Origin of the sequence: Pantoea endophytica (assembly GCF_002858935.1) — a bacterium.
In the GTDB taxonomy this organism is placed as follows: Bacteria; Pseudomonadota; Gammaproteobacteria; order Enterobacterales; family Enterobacteriaceae; genus Pantoea; species Pantoea leporis.
The window spans coordinates 657,809-679,597 of the sequence record NZ_PJRT01000005.1 but is presented as its reverse complement, the minus strand read 5'-3'; the positions used below and the strand labels follow the sequence as shown (position 1 = coordinate 679,597).

The window sequence follows — 21,789 nt, the reverse complement described above, 5'->3', positions numbered from 1 at the left end:
CTATGTCGTATGTTGATGGTTTTGTCGTAGCGGTGCCGGAGGCTAATAAGGAGGATTATCGTGCCATGGCGGCTAAAGCCGCACCGCTGTTTAAAGAGTTTGGCGCCACGCGTGTTGTCGAGTGCTGGGCAGACGATGTTCCCGAAGGCGCGCAGACCGATTTTTATCGCGCGGTAAAAGCCGAAGAGGGCGAAACGGTGGTGTTCAGCTGGATCGAATACCCATCGCAGGAAGTACGTGACGCCGCCAATGCCAAAATGATGTCCGATCCGCGTATGAAAGAGATGGGCGAGAATATGCCGTTCGATGGTAAGCGTATGATCTATGGTGGATTCGCGATTTTGCTGGAGGCGTAGTTGAGTATTTGCAACTGCAGTGAACCGTAGCGGCGCAATTTATTGCGCGGTAATTCGCACCGCTACAAAATGTACGGTGATTTGATGCGGTACTTAATTGATCGGCCTTACGCGATTTATTGCGCTATTTTTTTAATCATTGTGTGTCTCTTACTTCTATTGTGTGCAATTAATTGCGCCGCTACGATAGGCGCTGGAATTATTCACCTTTCACAAGGAGTCACTATGCTGGATATCACGCACTTTCCGCTTTTCCTCGCATCCGTATTTCTGCTGTGTATTACACCGGGACCGGATTTAGCTTATGTCGTAGGACAAAGCGTAGCGAATGGACGACGTAGCGGTGTGATATCAGCGAGTGGCGTAGCGCTAGGAAGTTGCACGCATGCCATTGCCAGCGCCGTCGGTTTGACGGCGCTAATTACCGCTTCGCCACTGTTATTTACGGTGATTAAATATATCGGTGCGGCGTATTTAATTTATCTGGGCAGTAAGATGGTGTGGGGAACCTTTTTTAGCCGTGAAGAAGAGAAAACACCGCAGGCTGAAATTCCACGCTCTAATACGCGCAGCTTATTAATTCGCGGTTTTATTACATCGATTACCAATCCAAAAGTATTGCTGTTTTTCATCTCCTTCTTTCCACAATTCGTGGTAGTTGATGGCGATCATCATGCCAGCTCGTTTCTGTTGCTCGGCCTGACGTATGCGGTTGTGGGTTTAATGACTGACGTGATATTTGCTCTGGTTGCTGGCAGCGCGGCTAGCGCGGTGTCGCGCAATGTGATGTTGCAGAAATTGCTTGATCGTGTGGTGGGCATCACCTTTATCGGTTTAGGCGTACGCCTGGCGCTGACGCGTCGTTAACAAATCCATCTTAGGAACAACGGCCAGCGATTGGCGCTCGCGGATTATTCGGGTAACGTGGAATGCTTAACTTTGTTACCTACAAATAATTACCGCACGCTAAGTTGCAGGAGAGTCATTTCATGGCCGTTAATTCTAATATCGTCGGCATTGTCAGCGATGAGTTCATCAACCCCCACACCGTAAAGCTGCTTAATGAAGTCACGCGCCAGTTGAATGAGCGTGGTTTTATTACGCTGCTGCTGAATGCGAATTCCCGCGAAAGTTTTCAAAGCGCGCTGCGTAATGCGGCGCAACTTCCTGTTGGCGGCTTGGTTTTTCTGACTTCGCTGTTTAGCGATGAACTGAGTGTGGTGGCCGATATTCTGCCGCAGACGGCAACGGTTCATCTCAGCCACAGCGCCAGCGCGGATGCTAACGTTGTGATTGCGGATGGTTATGATGCAGGCGAAGAGATGGGATTGCTGCTGCTGTCGCAAGGTCATCAACGTTTCGGCTTTATGCACAGTCAGGAAAATAGCGCGCCCGCGCGCCAGATGGACGGTTTTGTCGCTAGCCTGCAAGCTGAACAGAAAGAACTGAATATCGAGCTCTCTGCCGGTGGCAACGATCGCGAACTGGCTTATCAGGCAATGATGGCGTACTTGAAGAAAACGCGCGCTGCCGAGCGCATCAATGCGCTGTTTTGCGAAAGCGATGTGCTGGCATTTGGCGCGTTACAAGCGGTGCGCGACTTCGCGCAAGGCGCACATGTTGCGGTGGTGGGTTTTGATGATGTCGATGAGGCGCGCGCGTCAACCTGGCATCTCACCAGTTGGGCGCAGCGACGGGATTTGCTGGTGGCCGAAGCGCTGAATCGTTTACTGGAAAACCGTGCCGATACCAGTAACGCCTGGCAGCAGGGCGAATTGCAGGTGCGCCATTCACATCACGGCAAACATGTGCCGGGCGAAATGTCGCAGTGCGGATGTGCGATTCGGCATTAATCGCCTGCAGCAGGAAGGAAAATCGGATGCTCTGGCTCATCGCCAAATACGCCATAACCGCTGGCATGGTGGTGCTGATATCTGAAGTGGCTAAGCGTAGCGATCGCCTTGGCGGGCTGATTGCCGCGCTGCCTTTGGTTACGGTGCTGGTGCTGATTTGGATGAAGCTGGAAGGCCAAAGTCAGGCCAAAATTGCCAGTCACGCGTGGTACACCTTCTGGTATGTGGTGCCAACCTTGCCGATGTTTGTCGCCTTTCCATTTCTCTATCAACGCCTCGGATTCTGGCCGACGTTGATCGCGAGTTGCGTACTCACCATCTTGCTATTTCTTCTTTGGGCCACGCTGCTCAAGCGTTTTGGTATTGAGTTGATGTAAGTTTATTAGGAGAACGCTTCACCAATACCCAATCTTGCGATGCATCCATCTGCATTTTAAGAATGCGCTAAGTCAGCAGGCTGCTCTCGGCGAAAGGCGATCCTTCCGGTCCAGTGTGGCGCGCGAAGAAAACAAGCGTGATGTGTTTACATTGAAAAAAAAAGGGCGAACGCGGATCAACCAGCATTCGCCCAACGTTTAGTGCTTGGTTCCATTACCTGAACCGTCACGATTGCGGAAAATATGCGTCACGTTATCGGTGTTTTTGATCGCTATTCCGCTCTGCTGCGGGGTTTCGATATGATTCATCACTTCCGACATCGCACGGCTCAGCGCTTGCTGGCGCGGCGGATCGCGTTCAATCGAAGCCATCACGCGCAATTTATCAAGCAGCGCGCGAGTAGAAACCGGGCCGGATTTTTTCAGCAACTGTAAAATCGCATCGCCCATGATGATGTCGGTGAGCCGTTCTTCATCACTTCTGTACATATATTCTCTCAGATTACCGCGGCAGACCTGCGGCAAATAACGAAGTGGATTCAGTCTAACCAGTAGCTGAATGAGGCGGAAACCACTTGGTTAATTCTCAGGCCAGCGGCGCCTGATTTAGGCTTATCGTTCTACGGAAAACATCAGGCCGATTAATTGCTGATAGTGAATTTCCGCTTCAGTACCGCGTGCTTGCTCCATACGGCACAGCAGCTTGGTACATAGTGTTTTACGGCTTAACGTCCGTCCTGAACGTAAGATTTCAACCACAATCTGCCCCAGCGTTTCCTGCTGCGAAGGCAAAGAGGCTTCTTTGAAGTAGCGTGCAATTGCTTCCGACGCTGTGGAAAAGTTACGATCCTGACGCATGGTTCCATCCTCAAGGTTGACGTATAACTTTAGCCATCAAACTTATACAAGTTTAATTAATATGTACAGGAATATGGCGAATCAGTTGCGTAGTCATTTGGCCAAAAGTGCTAATTTATTGTTAACAATCACTTAAGGACCAGGTCAGGGAGGTTGAGTGTATTTCATACAATGCTCAGTGATGAAGGCTGTTCTTGAGTATATGTATTGCACTTAGTACAATAGGTTTTCATGCCAGGACAAGGAGAGTCCTCATTAAGAACGGAGGGAACACATGGCAATTTATGTCTTAAAGCCATTCGATAGAAACACCAAAGGTGACGCTATCGATAGTGCAAAATTATGCAAAGCGGCGCTGGAAGTCATGGCAGGGATTTATGAAGCCAGTTTCGGCGGGGGAGTTTACAAGAAGCGCATTCCTTTAGTTGCTGGAAAAAGTGGCGGGGCCCGGGCGGTTGTAGCCTTTAAAACTGAAAAACATCTTTTTTTCGTCAACGGCTATGCTAAATCCGCATTCAAAAGTAGTGGTCGAGAGATATCTGAATCTGATCTCGCTCTCTACAAGGAAGTGGCCAAACAACTGTTTGAAATGTCATCAGAACAAGCAAAAGTAGCCATCAATACTGGCAAGATGCGTGAGGTAAAATGTGATGGTTAATCATCTGAAAGATTTACAAGAGATCGCCAAGGATTTTAATGAAATTGGCGTGGTCACCGATGAGCTAAAAGAAAAAATTGATTCTCGTGTGAGATTGCGTGAATTGCGCGCTTCGCTACCTGTCCTGCACATGATGTCGGGAGATGAAATAAATCAGTTACGTCAACGTTATAATCTGAGCCAGGCGATGCTGGCCGCCTACGTCGGCATGTCAGTGGGGACGGTAGTGAAGTGGGAACGAGAAGAGAAAAAACCTAACGGAGCAGCACTGCGATTGCTCAATCTTATCGAGCGAAAGGGGTTGGAAGTGCTGCAATAATGCCTGTCAGTTGAGGGTAAATCGGTCGCCATGAATGTCAGCGTGGCGAGATCTTATAGGGTGCGCATTCATGCGCACCTGAATATCACCGCAATTATTCCATCAGCCATCCGTCGATCGCGTCAGTGCTTCCCAGCGATCAATCTCCGCGCTAAATGATTCCATCTTCTGCCGCACCAATGCCAAAGCATCGCTGCCCAGCAACAGATGCGCCGGTGGATTGCTGCTTTCGATCACATCGAGCATCGCGCTGGCGGCTTTAAACGGATCGCCCAACTGTTTGCCATTCTTCTCTTCACGCGCCTGCCGAATCGGATCGAACAGCGCATCATAATCGGCGATGCTGCGTGCGCTGCGCACCATCGAACGCCCGGCCCAATCGGTGCGAAACGATCCGGGTGCGACGGCGGTCACATGAATATTGAACGGCGCCAGCTCTTTGCTCAGGGTTTCCGAAATCCCTTCCAGCGCAAACTTGCTGCCGCAGTAATAGCTGATGCCAGGCAGGGTGATAAAACCGCCCATCGAGGTGATGTTGAGAATGTGGCCCTGACGGCGCTGGCGCATAAAGGGCAGCAGCGCTTTAATCATCGCCACCGCGCCAAACACGTTGACGTCAAACTGGCGGCGCATCTCGTCCAGTGATGATTCCTCCATCACGCCTTCGTGACCGTAACCGGCGTTGTTCACCAGCACATCAATTGCGCCAACGTGGGTTTCAACATCGGCAATTACCGCCTCAATGGCGGCGAAATGGGTGACATCCAATTCATAGGCGAAGGCATTTTCCGCATGCAAATTTTCAAACTCGGCTTTTGCCGTAGCATTGCGCACCGTACCGACTACGCGATAGCCACGATTTAACGCAACCTGTGCCAGCGCGCGGCCAAATCCGCTGCTGACGCCAGTGATGAATAATGTTTTAACGTTGGACATTTGCGGTTTCTCCTCAAAAAGTAGAGGATGCATAATATTCTGGCGCTGAAACGGCCATAAGGCCTTATTTTGTGTAATGCTTGCCTAATATTATGAATGTGATGTTATCCGATGAAAGAAACGCTCCAGCAGCAAACCGTAAAACTGCTTAAAACGTTAGCGCCGCAGGAAGGCTACAACCTCACCGCGCTGCCGGACGTGCGCATCCTGCGTTCCGATCGGCCGCTGGCGCGTACGCCGGTGCTGTACGACCCGGGCATCGTGATTGTTTGTCAGGGATCGAAACGCGGCTTCTTTGGCGATCAGGTTTATCTCTACGATGAGCAGCACTATCTGGCGGTTGCGGTGCCGGTGCCTTTTACCATGGAAAGCGCGGCATCGGCGGAAAATCCGCTGCTGGCGATTTACCTGCATCTCGATTTCAGCGTGGCGACGGAGTTGCTGTTGCAGCTGGAGCAGCAAGATGTGGCCCTTGAGAGCCAGGCGGCGCAGAGCATGATGTCGAGCCCCATGGACCAGACGTTGCGCGAGACGGTGTTGCGTTTTCTCACAACGCTAAATCATCCGCTGGATGCGAAGATGCTCGGCCCAGCGCTGGTGCGTGAACTCTATTACCGCGTGCTGACCGGTGAGCAGGGCAGCGCGCTGCGAGCGGCGTTAACCTTGCAAGGCCAATTTGGCAAAGTGGGCAAAGCGCTGAGCCACATTCACGCGCACTATGCGCTGCCGCTAACGCTGGGACAACTCGCGTCGCTGGCGGGCATGAGCGTGCCCACTTTTCACACCCATTTCAAAAGCATCACCAATCAGCCGCCGATGCAGTACGTGAAGTCGGTGCGATTGCATCAGGCGCGCATGTTGATGGTACGTCAGGAGATGACGGCGGCTGCGGCCTGTCACGCAGTGGGCTATGAAAGCGCCTCGCAGTTTAATCGTGAGTTCAAACGCCTGTTCGGTTCACCGCCGGCCGAAGAGATCAAACGCATGCAGCGTAACTTTGCCGTGCCGCCGGCGCATCAGGCATCGGCGTTCGTTTCATCGCATTAACGCCAGGTTATGCTATAAATGATAACCATTATCATTTTTGGTATGAGGCAGAGGATGCAGGCAGCACAGGAAAACGCGATAAGCGCGGATTGTTGTATCGTTGGCGGCGGCCCGGCGGGATTAATGCTGGGCTATTTACTGGCGCGCGCGGGCTTACGCGCCGTGGTTATTGAAAAACACCCCGACTTCCTGCGCGATTTTCGTGGCGACACCATTCATCCCTCAACGCTGGAGATCATGCGCCAGCTGGGATTGCTCGATGAGCTGCTCACCTTGCCGCACCAGCGCGCGGAGAAGCTGCAGGCGGAAGTGGCGGGTGAAGAGATCACCATGGCCGATTTCTCACGTCTACCGGTTGAGTGCCGCTTTATCGCCTTTATGCCGCAGTGGGATTTCCTCAACTTTCTCGCCAAAAAAGCCGCTGAATTTCCGGGTTTTACCTTGCTGCAATCCACCGCATTTGATGACTTCATTTATGACGATGGCGTAATCAGTGGCGTGCAAACGTTACAGGGTAACGAGCGTCACACTATTCGCACTTCGTTAGTGATAGGCGCGGATGGCCGCAATTCGCAGGTCAAAGCCAAAGCCGGATTAACCGGGAAAAGCTTTGGTGCGCCACGCGATGTGTTGTGGTTCCGGCTGGAGAAACATCCCGACGATCCGCAACTCGGTATGGGCCATAAAGGGCCGAAGCAAAACTTTATTGTCATCGATCGCGGCGATTACTGGCAGTGCGGCTACACCATCCAGAAAAACCAGTTCGACGAGTTAAAGCTGGCGGGATTGGACGCGCTAAAAAGCACCATGGCGCAGGTGGCTCCGTTCAGCGCAGAGCGCATGGCGGAAGTCGATGAGTGGGACAAACTTAAGCTGTTATCGATTCGCATCGACCGCCTCGATCACTGGATGAAACCTGGCGTGCTCTGTATCGGCGACGCTGCGCACGCGATGTCGCCGATTGGCGGCGTGGGGGTTAACCTGGCGATTCAGGATGCGGTGGCCGCAGCCAATATGCTGACCAAACCGCTGCAGCAGGGCAATGTTGCCTTGCAGGATCTGCAAAAAGTGCAGCAGCGCCGCCAGTTCCCGACGGTCGCCACCCAATTCCTGCAAATCAAAATGAGTAGCAACAAGCGCAAACGCAGCACACCGAGCAAAGTGCCGCAGATCATCAGCCGCTTTCCGTTCCTGCGCCATCTGTTTGGCCGCTTGATTGGCCTCGGATTCCGCACCGAAAAGCCGCGTTATTTATAACCGGCAAAAAAAAGCCCGCTAAGCGCGGGCCAGGTAAAGGTTACCAATCTGAAATTCTCGTAGCAACGCATTGCTGTGTGTTGCGTCGCTATAGTAGCAACACATCGCGATCTGTGCAGGAAATGATCAACGAGTTAATTTTGTTCTCAGGATAAGCATTATGCTTGCTGCACGCGCGTTGACCACCAGCACATCAGCGATCCAAGGCTGACCATCGCGGTGCCCTGCCAGAAGGCGACGGTCAGATGCGAGCGCAGAATAAAGGCGGCGAGAATCGAAGAGATAATCGGAATGAAGTAAGACGCGGCGGCCAAAATGGTCACGTTGCCATGCAGAATGCCGACATTCCATGCGGCATAGCCAAAACCCATCGCCATCGCAGCAAGCGCCAGACTGATACAAACTTCAGGTGATAACACAAACGGCGGCTGGGGTGAGAGCAAAAACTTCAGCCACAACGTCAGCGCAGTCAGGATAAAGAACAGCGTTATACCATTGCTGCCGTTAGCAATTTTTTTGGTTACCACACAATACACCGCCCAGATAACCGCGCCGCTCAGCGCCAAGCCGTAACTCAACGGATTATCCATCACGTTATGGGCGATTTCGCTGAATGAAAAACCCTGGTCGCCGCCCAATACGCGACAAATGCCGGCAACCGCCAGCAACAAACCCGGAACAATCAGCGGATGGGTTTTTTGTCGATTGACTATCACCGCGAAAACAATGGTCAAACTTGGCCACAGATAATTGACCATGCCAACTTCAATCGCCTGGCGACCGCTGTGGGTAAAGCCTAATGAGAGTGACAGGCAGAGTTCATAACAGACGAACAGCACGCTGCCGATAATCAAATAGCTGCGCGGAAAAGTGCGCAACTTTGGCAAGCCTACGGTGAAAATCAGCATAATAGCGCTGGCGCTATAGATAAGCGCCGCGCCGCCCACCGCGCCGAATCCTTCACTGACATTTTTAATCAGTCCTACAATCGCGCTCCACAGCAGAATGGCCAGCAAACCAATCAGCGTCGCCTTCTTTTGGGGCATGACCCGCCACCTTATTTCGCAAATTCGGGCCAAAATCCTATCAAATCAAACGCGCTTTGTATTTGCTCGATTTCTGCTGCGATGCTGGTCGCCATTTATGGCGACCACACTCACTGAAACATTATTTACCACTTCATCTCGCCGGTATTCACTTTGGCGCTCAAATCCAATGAACTCTCCTCCGGCAGATGCGGATAAGCGGCTTTCATGGTCTCGATCACCTGCGCCGAACCTTTGTGCTGCTGCAGCGCTTTCTCAAAGGATTGCAGATAGTTAAGGGTAAAGGTGACAGCCGCATCACCCGCCGGGCGCTCGCCGAGATAATGGCCCGGAATCACCTGCTTAGGTTGCAGCTTTTGCATCTCGCTCAGCACATTGCGCCACTGCTGACGAATAACAGGCGTTTGCGTATCGGCGGTCCAGACGTGAATGCCGGAAGCCACGCCGGTTCCCCCAAGAATCGCTTTGTTCGCCGGGATCCACACGTAAGCCGCGTAATCATTGGCGTGACGCAGTTCCAGCGTTTCACCATCAACTTTAAACGTCGTGGCATGCGTAATCTGCGGAACATACAGCTGCTTTGGCGCGCCGTCCTTCATCTGCGGCCCCCAATATGCCAGCTTGGCGGCTTTACTGGCTTCGATGTGTTTTACCACCTCCGGCGTTGCCACGATCTTCACCTGCGGGAACGCTTTTACAATCGGTTCCAGACCAAAATAGAAATCAGGATCGCCGGAGGTAATAACAATCTGCGTCAGCTTCTTGCCGCTGGCATTGATCATCTGCACCAGCTTCTCGCCGTCTTTGGTGCTGAACTGCGCATCAAACAGTATCGCTTCATGCGGACCAGAAACCAGCGTCGAAGAGACCGGGAAAATGCCGTTCTCCTGCGGGTTATACACGTCTAAATTGAGCGGCGCAGCGAAGGCAGGCAGGGCGGCAAAGGCCAATGCCAGCGTCAACGTTTTCATTTTCATCGAATTTTCCTTTATCCGGCACCTTGCCGTCTTTGAGGGCTTTATTGTAGAGAAATTGCTGGCTGGTAGAATTCCCGAAACTGGGTATGATCAGTTTCATAAAACGATCAGATGGAGACCAAATGGACAGAGTTACGGCGGCAACGGTGTTTAACCGCATTTGCGAGCTGGGCAGCTTAAGTGCTGCGGCGCGTGCATTGGATATTTCGCGGCCGATGGTCAGCCGCTATCTGGATGAAATGGAGAAGTGGGCAGGTGCACGTTTGCTGCACCGATCATCGCGCAAACTGACCATTACGCCCGCTGGCGAGGAGATCCTCGAAAAATCGCGCGCGCTGGCGAGATTGGCTGAAGAGATTGCCGAGCAGGGTGCGGATAGCGAACCGCATGGCACCTTGCGCGTCGCCTGCGCGCACTCCACCGCCACGCATATTCTGGGCCCGATAATTCCGGCATTTCTCGAGCGTTTTCCGGCGGTGCGTATCGAACTGGAGATCAACAATCAACCGGTGAGTTTAATCGGCGAACGCATTGATGTGGCGGTGCGGATTACCGACGATCCCGAACCTGGCGCTATTGCCCGACGTTTAGGCGAATGTGTTTCGGTGGTGTGCGCCTCGCCTGGCTATCTGCAGGCGCGTGGTGCGCCGCAAACGCCTGCCGATCTCGCACAGCATAATTGCCTGCATTACAGCCGTTTCGCCGGGCAGAGCTGGCAGTTTTCTGATGCGCAGGGCGAAACCCTTTCAGCGGCAGTGCACGGGAATTTCAGCGCCGGTATCTCGTCGGTGTTGTGTGATGCGGCGATTGCCGGTTGCGGTTTAGCGATGGTGCCGGAAATGGAGGCACGTCACGCCCTCGACAATGGAAAGCTACAAACCGTGCTGCCGGCTTATCAGCCAAAAACGCTGGCGATCTATGGCCTCTACATGTCACGCGAACGGCAACCGGCGGCGCTGCGGGCGTTTTTAGATGCGGTGCAGCAGCAGTTAACCGCCTGAATTTCGACACGTATCTGTTTCAAAAGAAATTAGATTATTTTCAGTGTGTTATGCATGAGAGCGTATCCTCATAAATCCGATTTCAGCCTGAAATCGCCAAATGAGTGGTGAAACTTTGCTCAGTTATGGTCGATGTAAAATGATGGCGCCTGACCGGTGACGCGACGGAACATGGTGGAGAAAGCGGAGCTGCTGTCATAGCCGAGCGAGAGCGCCACGTCGTTAACGGATTTGCCCGCCACCAGCCACGCCAGCGCCGTCACCACGCAGGCGCGCTGTCGCCAGGCGGAAAAAGACAAACCGGTCTGCTGCAGGAAATGGCGGCGGAAGGTGCTGGGACTCATAAACAGTGTGTTGGCCCAACGATCGGCCGGGTCGTGAATGGTTGGTGCTTGTAAGAAGTTCTGGCATTGCGCCAACAGCGCCGGATGTTGCGGCAGCGGAATATCGAATTCCTGTGCAGGCATCGCCGCTAACTCCAGCAGCAGCAACTGCACCAGCGCTCTATCGCGATCGGATGCGTATAACAGCGGTAAATCAACGGCTTCAATCAATAGCTGTCGCAGCAGCGGCGAGACGCTGATGACGCGACAGCGATCGCTTTCACGCAGAGCTGCCGCACAAACCGGCTCGATATAAAGACTGCGCGTCGAAACACCCACAAACTTCACGCTGTGCGCAGTGTTTGGCGGAATCCACACCGCATGCTGCGGCGGTACCACCCATTCGCCCGCCTGCGTTGCGACGTGCATCAAACCCGTTGCGCCATACAGGAGCTGCGCGCGGCGATGGCGATGCTCTGGCAGCACAAATCTCTGCGCGTAGTCATTGCCCAGCGCCACCACGTCACGATCAATATGGTCGTATTCATCAATGTGGCTATTTCGCATCCCCGACATCCACCGCAAATTGACTGATTTGCAAGGGTAAATGAGCGCTGCGCAAATGGGAAGTGGGCAGCTTGCTGCGTAAGCTGCATCACTCTTTTCATGATGCAGAGAAAGGCGATGAACGAGCTGTTAATAATTGGGCTGGCGGGTTTTGCTACCGGCATCTCCACGGTGCTGTTTGGTTTTGGCGGCGGTTTTGTCGTGGTGCCGTTTGTCTATCAATTGTTGTTGCAGCAGCCGTTACTGGCGGCGCAGGCTATGCATACCGCGGTGGCGACCTCGACCGCCGTGATGATTTTCAACGCCGGCTGGGCCAGTTATCAAAACTGGCGGGCTGGCAAATTAAATACAGATATTTTACTGCCGCTAATCGGGTTTATCGCGCTCGGAGCAGTGATGGGATCGTGGCTGGCGGGCGTGATGAGCGACATTTGGGTGCGCAGGCTGTTTATGTTTTACATGGTGGTGACTATCGCTGATTGCCTGCTGCGGAAAGGCTTCATTAGCCGCACTGCACCGCGAAGGTTGTCACGGTTGACCGTCAGCGCGGGCGGCACAGTGATTGGTGTGATCGCCGCCATGCTCGGCGTTGGCGGCAGCGTAATGACCGTGCCGCTGCTGCGGCGTCATGGTTATGCCATGCGCGACTGCGTCAGCGCGGCCAATCCGCTGTCGCTGCCGGTCGCCGTTTTTGGCGCGATAACTTACGCCATCAGCGGCTGGCAGCAGATTCCCGTCAGCGGTTATCTCGGCTTTATCAGCCTGAGGATATTGTTGCTGCTGGTGGTCGCCGGATTTTTAGGAATTCTGTTTGCCCGGCGCTGTATTCCGGCGGTGCCCGATGTCTGGCATGCGCGTGTCTATGTGCTGCTGTTGTGCATGGTGTTGTTGGCTATCGCGGTTTAAACCGTGGATTGGAAGCCATGCTGGTGCAAGATGAGCTGCGCTGTGGCTGAAGAGATAAATGCCGCCACCAGATCCGGCCACGCCGCGCGCAAACTACCGGCTGTCAGAATATTTAGCATTGTCATGATAGTGCGTCCGATAAAAGCGCTGATACCAGCGATCAGCCTGCTGCTGCATGTCGATGTCGCGGAATTTTTCCGGATAGAGCTTTTTCGCCATCCACAGCTCTCCGAGGCCAATCGCTTCCGGCATCGGATAGCCCCACGCTTTGGCGTATTCCGGCATCAGCCACACCCGATGATTTTTCACCGCATCAATGGTTTGCCAGCGCGCATCCTGCTGGATCTCCTGCACCACGTTGGGATAGCGATCCTGCACGAAGATTACCTGCGGGTTCCACGCCACTACTTGTTCCATGCTGACCTGTTTGAAACCCTGCACGGTCGCGGCAGCGACATTCAATGCGCCCGCATGCGCCATCATCAAGCCAGTATATTTGCCCGAGCCGTAGGTGGTGAGGTCGGGATTCGCCATATAGGCGCGCACGCGCTGCTGCTCAGGCAGATTTTTCAGACGGTCGCTGACCATTTTGCGCCCGGCAAAGGCGGCATTAATCAGCGCCTGCGCCTGTTTTGGCTTGTTAACCACATTGCCAATCAGCGTAATGCCTTCCTTAATGCCGAGATCATAAGCCTGATCTTCATTCTGCATGCTGGGATTGATTTTGCCTTGCTGACCTGCATCATCGTGACGCAGTGAAATCGCCAGTACCGGAATGCCCAGGGCAGAAATCTGGTCGATCATCTCTTTAGGCGCATAGTTGGTGACAAACACCACCTGCGGATGCAGCGCCACCAGCTTTTCGAGATCGACATGCGTCAAATCACCGAGCATCGCTTTGTGCGTCAGTTCCGGCACTAATTGCGCATAACCCTCACCTAGCTGCTGTTTCCAGTTTGCCAAAATCCCGACGATTTTATCGGTGGCGTTGATCTGCACTAGCAGGTTCAGAGTTTGGTGCTGCAGCACCACCACGCGATCAATCTTGTCCGGAATCTCCACCTGACGGCCAATTTGATCGGTGACGATGCGGCTGGCATAGCTATGAAACGAGGTGAGAGTGAGTAATTCCGCCAGAATAATCCGCTTAAAAGAGGTATGCATAAAAGCTCCTGAATTCGATATGCACCGGAGTATATAGCGATTAAGTGAGCGGAGATATGGCTGTTTTTAACATCACAATACATGGCCTCATGTTTGTCAGTTAAGCCAGCGACGAGTGCGCAGGCCGAAGTCACTTTTGGTCCAGCGGTCCTCGCGCCGCTTGCGCGGTACCTTCACTTCGCTCGTCTGCCTGACGGACCGGCGGCGCGAGGAAGGCCCGTGACGCAGCAGATGTGTCAGCGCCCGCTACCTATTACGACAGCGTTGAGATGTAATCGAGATCATGAACCATGACTTTATGCCAGCTCATTTCTTATTGAGCTGGCTGCATAAATCACTGGAGAGTTTATTTTGACAACAGCTAATCAAGTCTGAATTTCACGAGTGGTCTATTTCCACGCGAGCAAAGAACTGATGGTATTGCGATTATCGGTGATTATTATTTTCTGGTTTTGGTATGGCGAAGTGGTTTGAATTCGAAGTTCAGGCGCTGGAACCCATATTTATAAAAACATGGCTGAGTATATTTCCCTACTTCCTCGGTCTCCATGGCAGCAGCTATTTCCTGGGCGTAGTAGAGATGACGACGGTTATTCTGCTCATCGCAGGCTTTAAACGTCCACTGTTAGGTATGATCGGCGCTGGATTGTTGATACTTACCGGGTTAGTTACCTTAAGTCTGTTACCGCAGTTAGGCGGACTCGATTCGTTTATTTTTAAAGATATTATGGTGGTGGCGATTGGTCTGACGTTACTGAAGCGCGATTTAATCCGTTGGAAAAACAACCTCTAACCGCTACGCTATAACGCGTGTTTACTCGGGCATTTAAGAGGGCTTTATGAATAATGTTTACGTGATACTGGCGATATCCATCGTCGCTGAGACGATTGCCACAACCATGATGAAGGCCTCGCAAGGATTCTCACGCCTTATTCCCAGCGTGGTTGTGGTAATAGGTTATGCCATTTCATTTTATGGATTATCTCAAGTGGTTAAACAGATGAATGTCGGCATTGCTTATTCTATCTGGGCCGGAATGGGTATATTTTTGGTGTCGGTCATGTCTTATTTTTTCTACAACCAGAAACTGGATTTCGCTGCAATAGCGGGCTTGATGTTAATCGGGTTAGGCATTGTGGTGATTCAGGTTTTCTCCAAAACCATTCTGCATTAATGAAGTAATAACAGGGAAGCACAGGCTTCCCTGTTAGCGTTAAGGAATAATGCGTGCTGCGCGTAACTGCGCAAACAGAGCAAAGAACATCTCATCCGTTGCCTGATAGCCGTTAAAACCCGCGCGCCGTATTTTACTGCCGTCACCAAACATGTCGTAATCCCAGCCAAAAACAAAATCGGCAAACAGCCCATCATTCAGCTGCAAGATATCCGGCGCGATCAGCTGATGTTCTATAGCGATGGTTTGCCATAGCGCGCGGTAATCCTGAAACAGCTGAGAAAACGACAGATTCACCGCCGGCGCGCTTTCCAGTTCAAACCACCGGGCAATCGCAGGCCACAGCTCACTCCAGCGCCATAAATCGCCGTTGTTAACGTTGAAAGCTTGATTGCGCGCGCCGGGCGCATTGGCCGCCCACAGCGTGGCCTGCGCAAGTAATCCCGCATCGGTATGATCGACCATGCTCTGCCAGGCGTGCGATGAACCGGGAAAACGTAGCGGTAAGCCCTGAGCTTTACACAGCGATGCGTAGAGCGCGATGCTCAGCGCCAGGTTCATGGCATTACCGGGTACCGCGCTGCCGACCACGCCGGGTCGCAAGGCGTGCCAGTGCCAGCTTTTACCGCGCTGAAAGTCACTTAGCCAACGCAGCTGTTGCGCATTGAATTCGGCTCCCGCGACGCCGGGATCGCTTTCACGCGCGGGCGTTTTGAACGCTCCCAGATGCGCGCCATACACTTTGTATCCCTGCATCAAACTAACGCTGCGCAACGGCGCGCTTTTATCGATGTTAACCACCAGATTGCGCAGCATGGTCACGTTGGGTTCGACCATTTCACGCCAGTTGGCTGCATTCAGCCAGGCGCTGTAGAAAATATGCGTGACCTGATTGAGCGGGGCCAGCGCCTGTGCACTGTGCTGCGCATCCAGCAGATCGACATGGATGAAAGGGATATTCTGCGTTGAGATTGCAGGCTGGCGCGTCAGGCCGATCACCTGCCAATCCTGCTGACGCAGCGTTTTTACCAACTCACTGCCGACAATGCCGGTTGCGCCCGCGACCAGCGCGACGTGATGTGTTTGCGACATGATGATTCTCCTGTGAACAAGACAGGCACAGTGTTATCTATTATTTTTATTGCTGATATCCCACTATCCAGATGCCACTTATCAGAAAAATCATTAAATGAATAATAAACTCAATGCCATCAATACCTTCATTCGCGTGGCGGAAGCCGGATCGTTTTCGGCAGCAGCGCGCCTGAGCGGGATGAAGCAATCCGCCGTGAGCCAGCAAATCGCGGCGCTGGAGGAGGAACTCGGCATCGTGTTGTTGCACCGCACCACGCGCGCGATGAAATTGACCGAGCAGGGCAAGCGATACTTACAGCAGATGCAGCCGCTACTGGCCGCGATGCAGGATCTTGAAAGTCAGTTGCGGCCGGCACAGCAAGCGCTGCAAGGCAGCGTGCATATCCAATTACCCAGCGGATTAGGCCAGCGATTGCTGCCGCCTTTGCTGGCGCTGCAACGCGCGAACCCAGAACTGCATCTGACCATCGCGCTCGACGATCGCGTGTCCGAACTGGTGAGTGAAGGCGTGGATATCGCGTTGCGCCTCAGTGAAATGCCGCCGGAGATGTTTCCGGCGAGATTACTGGCGCGTATTGAAACGCCGCTGTTTGCTGCGCCTGAGCGGGTACGCGCAACACCGATTACCTCGCTGGCAGAGCTGGCCGCGCATCCGCATGTTCGCTTTAGCGGTATCGACAAACAGGCACCGCTGCGTCTGATATCCAACCAGGAAACCGTCGCGCTAACCGTGAATACCGTGTTTCGCGCCAACAGCAGCGAAGGGTTGTTGCAGGCGCTGCAGGCGGACATCGGCGTCGGGGGCATGCAGTTACCACTGGTGCAGGAGGCATTAAAATCAGGTTCGCTGGTACGCATCTTGCCACAATATCGTCTGCCAGACCGTTTTCTCTACGCGGTATTCCCCGATGCGCGCTTTATCCCGCTGCACGTCAAACGTGTGGTGGAAGTGATCAAACAGGTTGTGGATGCGTTAATTCCTGCGGCCGATTAAGCCGCTCTTCATTGTGGCGCAAGACTGCGCCATTTTCGTGCTTCCTATCGCAATCGCTGCATTGTAAAGAAACATAAGTATTCGATCTTGTATCCAAGAGCGTATCCCATCTGGCCTGGCCGCTAGCGCCCTCGTTTATGGAATTTTCTGGCACGCAAACTGCAACGTTTCCGATAAGTGATAAATCGGGAGTATTCGCATGTTTGATGCACTGTTGGATGAAGATGCCACTACGCTGGCGGCGTTAATCCGCGGCGGAGACGTTTCGGCGCAGGAAGTGACGCAAGCGGCCATCAATCGCATGGAGCAGCGCGAGCCGCAGATTCAGGCGTTTTGTACCGCTACGCCAAAGCTGGCGCTGCAACAGGCGGCCGCTGTTGATGCAAAACGCGCGCGCGGCGAAACGCTGGGGGCGCTGGCGGGCGTTCCGCTGGTGGTGAAAGACCTGATTTGTACCGCAGGCGTGAAAACCACTTCTGGATCGCATGCCTACGCTGATTTTGTCCCGGAAGAAGATGACATCACCGTTGAGCGCCTGCTGGCGGCCGATGCGGTGCTGCTGGGGAAAACCACCGCACCGGAGTTTGGCTATAGCGGCGTTGGGCACAATCCACTGTTTCCATCACCGCGTAATCCGTGGGATCTCTCTAAAACGCCGGGCGGATCGAGCGCCGGTTCCGGAGCGGCATTGGCGGCGCGCTTGTGTCCGATTGCGCTGGGCAGCGATGGCGGCGGTTCGGTAAGAATCCCCGCCGCGCACTGCGGCGTGTTTGGCCTGAAAGCGTCGATGGGGCGCGTACCCTTATGGCCGGGCTGTCGCGACGAGCGTTATCCCGGCGTTTCCAGCTGGGAGTCGCTGGAGCATATCGGCCCGATGACGCGTTCGGTGCGCGACAGCGCGCTGATGATGTCGGTGATGGCGGGGCCAGATATGCGCGATCGCCACTCGATTCCCTGCAACGACGTGGATTGGCTGGCCTCACTGGAAAAGCCGCTGAGCGGTCTGCGCATCGCTTTCAGCGCGGATTTCGGCTACATCGCCGTTGATCACGAAGTGCGTGACATTGTCACGCAAGCCGCGCGTCGTTTTGCCCGTGAGCTCGGCGCTGAACTGGATGAAGTCGATCCCGGTATCGCCGATGAAGGTGCCACCTTTGCCGCGCTGGTGGCTTTTGAGAGCGATCTCACCGGCATGCGTCACATGCAAGCTGAACTGGGTGCACGCATGTCACCGCATCTCAGCGCCATGCTGCAACGCGACTGGCGCGCTGAAACCTTTACCGACGCCAATACCACACGCAAAAAGCTGTGTAACCAGATGTGGCGCTTTATGCAGCATTACGATCTGCTGCTGTCGCCGACGCTGGCGGTGCCGCCGTTCCCGCTCAATATGCAGGGACCCGAGATCATCGATGGCCGCATGGTGCGCAGCGATCACTGGCTCTCATTCTGCTTCCCGTTCAATTTCACCGGCCAACCGGCGGCGTCTGTTCCTGCGGGCTTTACCGCCAGCGGATTGCCGATTGGCATGCAAATCGTGGGTCGTCATCTGGACGATGGCCTGGTGCTGGCGGCGAGTGCCGCGTTCGAGCGCATACAACCCTGGAATCACATCACACCTGTTTCAATCGGAGTTGCCCATGACTAACAAAAATTCACCAGCTTTAGAGCAGGAGTTCGAGCATGAACCGGTTCCGCTCAGCCATCGCCACTCGACGGGTTCGGTGTCGGCGGTGTGGTTTGGTTTCCCGATGATCCTCACTAATGCGCTATTTGGCGGCATCATTACCTGGCATCTCGGCTTCTGGCCGGCGCTGATTGCCATTCTGCTGGGAAATCTGGTGCTGTTTGCCTATGTGGGTGCGCTGAGCTGGTTCGCCGGTAATACCGGCATGAACTTCGCGCTGCAGGCGAAACGGACCTTTGGCACCAAAGGCTACATTTTGGTTTCGGGCTTCCTTTCTACTGTAGTGATCGGTTGGTACGCCTTCCAGGCCGGGTTAACCGGCACGGTGATTAATCAAACCTTTGGCTGGAATGCACTGGCGGTGACGGCGTTTGCCATGGTGCTGTATACCGGCATCACCTTCCTCGGCGTGCGCGCATTGTCCGTGCTCGGCATGATCGCTGCGCCGCTGTTCGTGGTGTTGGGATTGGTGGCGCTGTGGCTGATCAGTAAGGATCACGATTTCAGCACCATCACGCAGTTTACCGGCAGCAGCAGCGCAGTGGGCGCGATGAGCATGGGCACCGCCGTCACCATGGTGGTGGCCGGTTTCGCCGATTCAGGCACCATGACGGCAGATTTCACCCGCTGGTCAAAAGACGGTAAATCGGCGGTGATTGCCGCGTTCTCAGCGTTCCCGGTGGCGAACGTTATCTCTTATCTATTTGGCGTGGTGATTGTGGCGGTGGGCGCGGCGGTTGATCCGGCGAGTAACGGCGGCAACTTCCTGCCTATGCTAATGGGGCACGGCATGCTGCTGTCGGTGATTGCCTTCCTGTTTGTGTTTATCAATCTCGGTTCGGTGTGTACGCACTGCCTGTATAACGGCGCAGTCGGCTTTAGTCATCTGTTCAGCAGCAAAATGCGTTTGTGGACGGTGATCCTTGGCTTGATTGGCGGGGCGCTGGCGCTGGCTGGCGTCTGGTCCTATTTCCTCGAATGGCTGAGTTTGCTCGGCATCGTGGTGCCGCCGTTTGGCGCAGTGATGATTGTTGATTTGATCTTCATGGCCAAAATCAGCGAACAGCGCCAATTGCGCCGTATGCGCGGCAGCGCCTTTGCCGCCTGGGCGATTGGTAGCTTGTGTGCGGTGATTGCGCACATCGCCTTCCCACAGTTCGGTGAAGCGGTGATTGGCCTGGTGACTGCTGCCGCCAGCTATACGCTGATTGTGAAACTAAAAGGTGAAAGCACAGTAACTGTGATGGAGGAAAAAAATGCCTGATTACGCCATTGATTCAACCCCTTACTCGTGGCCGTATGACGGTCGCTGCAGCCCGCAGGATACCGCACTGATCGTTATCGATATGCAAACCGATTTCTGCGGTAAGGGCGGTTACGTCGATAGCATGGGCTACGATATTGCCTTAACGCGCGCGCCTATCAAGCCGCTGCAGCAGGTGCTGGCAACGATGCGCGAGTTGGGCTTCCCGATCATCCATACGCGCGAAGGGCATCGGCCGGATTTAAGTGATCTGCCCGCAAATAAGCGTTGGCGATCCAGGCGCATGCAGGCGGAAATCGGCGCGCCCGGTCCGTGCGGGCGCATTCTGGTGCGCGGTGAACCGGGCTGGGAAATTATCCCGGAACTGGCGCCATTGCCGGGAGAAGTCATCATCGATAAACCGGGCAAAGGCTCGTTTTACGCTACCGATCTCGAACTGATTCTGCGCAGCCGCGGTATTCGCAATCTGATCATCAGCGGCATCACCACGGATGTCTGCGTCCACACCACGCTGCGCGAGGCTAACGATCGCGGTTTTGAGTGTTTGGTGTTGTCAGATTGCTGCGCGGCGACGGAGCTGAAACACCACGAAGCGGCGCTTAGCATGATCCATATGCAGGGCGGAATTTTTGGTGCCGTAGCCAGTTCGCAGACCTTGCTGGCGGGATTAATTAGCAAGCAAACGGTTGAGGTGGATTAGCTCTTTAACCACTTTTCGTAGTGCTCTGGCCACGCCATGGTCGGCGTGCCAGGCCTGCCCATACCAAATCCATGTCCGCCGCTGCTGTAGCGATGCATCTCAACCGGCACATGCTCACGCTTACAGGCGTCAGCCATAATCAGCGTGTTATGCGGATCGGAGATCGGATCGTCCTCTGCCTGCACCAGAAAGAAGGGCGGCGATTGCGGATTGACAAACTCCTGCACTGACCATGCGGCGTTTTCACTGGCGGGCGCGTGGTTACCAACCAGCATTTTGTGGGTTGAAGTGTGGGTGTAAGGCGCTTCCAGCGTGATGATGGGATAGATCAGCGCCGCGCGATCGGCCGTGGCGGGCAGGTTATCCAGGGCATCGGTTGCCCTATAAGATCGAAAATCTGCTCGCGTGACCGCCATACCGAGCAGATGACCGCCAGCGGAAAAGCCTAACACGCTGAGATATTTTTCCCGTTGCCGCACCAGGCGCAGCGCGCGCTGTGCATCCTGCAGTGAAACCATCGCACCATCTTTCCAGCCTTCATGCGGTAAACGATAACTCAGCACATAAACGGTATATCCGCGCGCCGTCAGCCAGGCTGCGGCAGGCCAGGCTTCTTTACCCATTTCAATGCGCGAATAGCCGCCACCTGCGGCAATCAATACCGCGCGACCATTAGGCGAGGGCGGCGTTAATAAGGTGAGTGTGGGCTGCACGATATTACGCTGCGCGCCTTTAGCTGAAATCACCAGAGCGCCAGCAGGACCGCCACCGCCCGGCGGTAAATCTGGCCATAGCGGCAAGATGTGGGTTGTTACGTGTTTAGAAGCAGCCCAGATTAGCCCGCTGCGCACTGTCAGCGTGGAAAGAGTGAGATACGACAAAAAATGGCGGCGCTCCATGGCAGCTCCTCATGAAATTGGAGATTTATTGAAGCAGAAAAATCAGCAGAAAAGATGAAAAGGGCGTTGCTATGTATGAACAAATGCGACGGGAAAAGCATTAGGGTTTGTAGTTACAACATACTTTTAATTGTTTTCTTAATCGTGAACCTGGCAGCAGTGCGGTTGTCGTAGTGACAGTGAAGCGCGGCTATAGATGCTACGACGAAAGTGACAATGGCCTTGGCTGCGTCTGGTACTTCGATTGGTGCTAATGATGCGGAGATCGCCAGACATGCCATTGCGGCAGGCACAATTTTAGTCCCTAACAATACTCGGGAATTCGCTCGG

25 protein-coding genes are annotated in these 21,789 nt (G+C 54.0%); 16 read left to right on the top strand and 9 right to left on the bottom strand.

Annotated features, from left to right (window positions below):
• The first annotated feature begins 2 nt into the window (after positions 1-2).
• The 4 genes from PZBJ_RS05605 to PZBJ_RS05590 all read left to right on the top strand — a co-directional run bounded on the left by PZBJ_RS05605 (position 3) and on the right by PZBJ_RS05590 (position 2,586).
• The gene (locus PZBJ_RS05605; RefSeq protein ID WP_101761588.1) at positions 3-356 is read left to right on the top strand and encodes a DUF1428 domain-containing protein; all 354 of its coding nucleotides are present in this window, start codon (positions 3-5) and stop codon (positions 354-356) included.
• Between the two features lie 225 nt (positions 357-581).
• Positions 582-1,223: a LysE family translocator gene (locus tag PZBJ_RS05600; RefSeq protein ID WP_101761587.1), complete on the top strand. Its 642-nt coding sequence runs from the start codon at positions 582-584 to the stop codon at positions 1,221-1,223.
• A gap of 122 nt (positions 1,224-1,345) precedes the next feature.
• Positions 1,346-2,209: a substrate-binding domain-containing protein gene (locus tag PZBJ_RS05595; RefSeq protein ID WP_101761586.1), complete on the top strand. Its 864-nt coding sequence runs from the start codon at positions 1,346-1,348 to the stop codon at positions 2,207-2,209.
• Between the two features lie 26 nt (positions 2,210-2,235).
• Positions 2,236-2,586, top strand: a complete 351-nt coding sequence (locus PZBJ_RS05590) for a DUF3147 family protein (protein WP_008102074.1) — start codon at positions 2,236-2,238, stop codon at positions 2,584-2,586.
• 198 nt (positions 2,587-2,784) lie between these two features.
• Here the strand turns inward: PZBJ_RS05590 and PZBJ_RS05585 are convergent, their stop codons facing one another.
• Both PZBJ_RS05585 and ycgZ read right to left on the bottom strand, forming a co-directional pair.
• Positions 2,785-3,075, bottom strand: a complete 291-nt coding sequence (locus tag PZBJ_RS05585) for a hypothetical protein (RefSeq protein WP_101761585.1) — start codon at positions 3,073-3,075, stop codon at positions 2,785-2,787.
• A 123-nt stretch (positions 3,076-3,198) separates the two neighbouring features.
• Positions 3,199-3,444, bottom strand: coding sequence for a regulatory protein YcgZ (ycgZ, locus tag PZBJ_RS05580; RefSeq protein ID WP_101761584.1), 246 nt, complete (start codon positions 3,442-3,444; stop codon positions 3,199-3,201).
• Between the two features lie 274 nt (positions 3,445-3,718).
• Here ycgZ and PZBJ_RS05575 point away from each other — a divergent pair, with 274 nt between their 5' ends.
• On the top strand, positions 3,719-4,102 hold the full coding sequence (locus PZBJ_RS05575; protein ID WP_101761583.1) for a type II toxin-antitoxin system RelE/ParE family toxin: 384 nt from the start codon (positions 3,719-3,721) through the stop codon (positions 4,100-4,102).
• Positions 4,095-4,421, top strand: coding sequence for a helix-turn-helix domain-containing protein (locus tag PZBJ_RS05570; RefSeq protein ID WP_101761582.1), 327 nt, complete (start codon positions 4,095-4,097; stop codon positions 4,419-4,421). Before PZBJ_RS05575 ends, PZBJ_RS05570 begins: the two co-directional genes overlap by 8 nt.
• Before the next feature lie 102 nt (positions 4,422-4,523).
• Here the strand turns inward: PZBJ_RS05570 and PZBJ_RS05565 are convergent, their stop codons facing one another.
• On the bottom strand, positions 4,524-5,357 hold the full coding sequence (locus PZBJ_RS05565) for an oxidoreductase (RefSeq protein ID WP_101761581.1): 834 nt from the start codon (positions 5,355-5,357) through the stop codon (positions 4,524-4,526).
• Positions 5,358-5,468: 111 nt separating this feature from the next.
• On the opposite strand from PZBJ_RS05565, the gene PZBJ_RS05560 reads away from it, so the two are divergent.
• Positions 5,469-6,404: an AraC family transcriptional regulator gene (locus PZBJ_RS05560; RefSeq protein WP_101761580.1), complete on the top strand. Its 936-nt coding sequence runs from the start codon at positions 5,469-5,471 to the stop codon at positions 6,402-6,404.
• Between the two features lie 54 nt (positions 6,405-6,458).
• Positions 6,459-7,661, top strand: a complete 1,203-nt coding sequence (locus tag PZBJ_RS05555; protein WP_101761579.1) for an FAD-dependent oxidoreductase — start codon at positions 6,459-6,461, stop codon at positions 7,659-7,661.
• Positions 7,662-7,819: 158 nt separating this feature from the next.
• Here the strand turns inward: PZBJ_RS05555 and yddG are convergent, their stop codons facing one another.
• Entirely contained in the window at positions 7,820-8,707 is an 888-nt protein-coding gene (gene yddG / locus PZBJ_RS05550; protein WP_101761578.1) for an aromatic amino acid DMT transporter YddG, read from the bottom strand.
• Between the two features lie 125 nt (positions 8,708-8,832).
• Positions 8,833-9,684, bottom strand: coding sequence for a Vmh family MBL fold metallo-hydrolase (locus PZBJ_RS05545; protein ID WP_101761577.1), 852 nt, complete (start codon positions 9,682-9,684; stop codon positions 8,833-8,835).
• A 122-nt stretch (positions 9,685-9,806) separates the two neighbouring features.
• Between PZBJ_RS05545 and PZBJ_RS05540 the strand changes: the two genes are divergently transcribed.
• Complete coding sequence (locus tag PZBJ_RS05540; protein WP_101761576.1) at positions 9,807-10,685, top strand: LysR family transcriptional regulator; 879 nt, start codon at positions 9,807-9,809, stop codon at positions 10,683-10,685.
• A 119-nt stretch (positions 10,686-10,804) separates the two neighbouring features.
• On the opposite strand, the gene PZBJ_RS05535 is transcribed toward PZBJ_RS05540, so the two are convergent.
• The gene (locus tag PZBJ_RS05535) at positions 10,805-11,575 is read right to left on the bottom strand and encodes an AraC family transcriptional regulator (protein ID WP_101761575.1); all 771 of its coding nucleotides are present in this window, start codon (positions 11,573-11,575) and stop codon (positions 10,805-10,807) included.
• Positions 11,576-11,692: 117 nt separating this feature from the next.
• On the opposite strand from PZBJ_RS05535, the gene PZBJ_RS05530 reads away from it, so the two are divergent.
• Positions 11,693-12,481 (top strand): sulfite exporter TauE/SafE family protein, encoded by a 789-nt coding sequence (locus PZBJ_RS05530; protein WP_101761574.1) that lies wholly within the window; start codon positions 11,693-11,695, stop codon positions 12,479-12,481.
• A gap of 93 nt (positions 12,482-12,574) precedes the next feature.
• Here the strand turns inward: PZBJ_RS05530 and PZBJ_RS05525 are convergent, their stop codons facing one another.
• Positions 12,575-13,645 carry an ABC transporter substrate-binding protein gene (locus PZBJ_RS05525; RefSeq protein WP_101761573.1) on the bottom strand — a complete coding sequence of 357 codons (1,071 nt, stop codon included), beginning with the start codon at positions 13,643-13,645 and terminating at the stop codon, positions 12,575-12,577.
• A 457-nt stretch (positions 13,646-14,102) separates the two neighbouring features.
• Between PZBJ_RS05525 and PZBJ_RS05520 the strand changes: the two genes are divergently transcribed.
• Both PZBJ_RS05520 and PZBJ_RS05515 read left to right on the top strand, forming a co-directional pair.
• A complete protein-coding gene (locus tag PZBJ_RS05520; protein WP_338064760.1) occupies positions 14,103-14,438 on the top strand; it encodes a DUF417 family protein in 336 nt (111 codons plus the stop codon).
• Between the two features lie 46 nt (positions 14,439-14,484).
• Complete coding sequence (locus tag PZBJ_RS05515) at positions 14,485-14,820, top strand: DMT family transporter (protein ID WP_101761572.1); 336 nt, start codon at positions 14,485-14,487, stop codon at positions 14,818-14,820.
• A 39-nt stretch (positions 14,821-14,859) separates the two neighbouring features.
• On the opposite strand, the gene PZBJ_RS05510 is transcribed toward PZBJ_RS05515, so the two are convergent.
• On the bottom strand, positions 14,860-15,912 hold the full coding sequence (locus PZBJ_RS05510) for an SDR family oxidoreductase (protein ID WP_101761571.1): 1,053 nt from the start codon (positions 15,910-15,912) through the stop codon (positions 14,860-14,862).
• 97 nt (positions 15,913-16,009) lie between these two features.
• Between PZBJ_RS05510 and PZBJ_RS05505 the strand changes: the two genes are divergently transcribed.
• From PZBJ_RS05505 to biuH, 4 genes are all read left to right on the top strand, one after another.
• Positions 16,010-16,909: a LysR family transcriptional regulator gene (locus tag PZBJ_RS05505; protein ID WP_101761570.1), complete on the top strand. Its 900-nt coding sequence runs from the start codon at positions 16,010-16,012 to the stop codon at positions 16,907-16,909.
• A gap of 199 nt (positions 16,910-17,108) precedes the next feature.
• Entirely contained in the window at positions 17,109-18,557 is a 1,449-nt protein-coding gene (locus tag PZBJ_RS05500) for an amidase (RefSeq protein ID WP_101761569.1), read from the top strand.
• Positions 18,550-19,860: a purine-cytosine permease family protein gene (locus PZBJ_RS05495; RefSeq protein ID WP_101761568.1), complete on the top strand. Its 1,311-nt coding sequence runs from the start codon at positions 18,550-18,552 to the stop codon at positions 19,858-19,860. The genes PZBJ_RS05500 and PZBJ_RS05495 overlap by 8 nt, the downstream gene beginning before the upstream one ends.
• Positions 19,853-20,560 (top strand): biuret amidohydrolase, encoded by a 708-nt coding sequence (gene biuH / locus PZBJ_RS05490; protein WP_101761567.1) that lies wholly within the window; start codon positions 19,853-19,855, stop codon positions 20,558-20,560. Before PZBJ_RS05495 ends, biuH begins: the two co-directional genes overlap by 8 nt.
• Here biuH and PZBJ_RS05485 read toward each other — a convergent pair.
• A complete protein-coding gene (locus tag PZBJ_RS05485; RefSeq protein ID WP_101761566.1) occupies positions 20,557-21,459 on the bottom strand; it encodes an alpha/beta hydrolase in 903 nt (300 codons plus the stop codon). The two genes, biuH and PZBJ_RS05485, sit on opposite strands and share 4 nt — an antisense overlap.
• Positions 21,460-21,789: the final 330 nt, after the last annotated feature.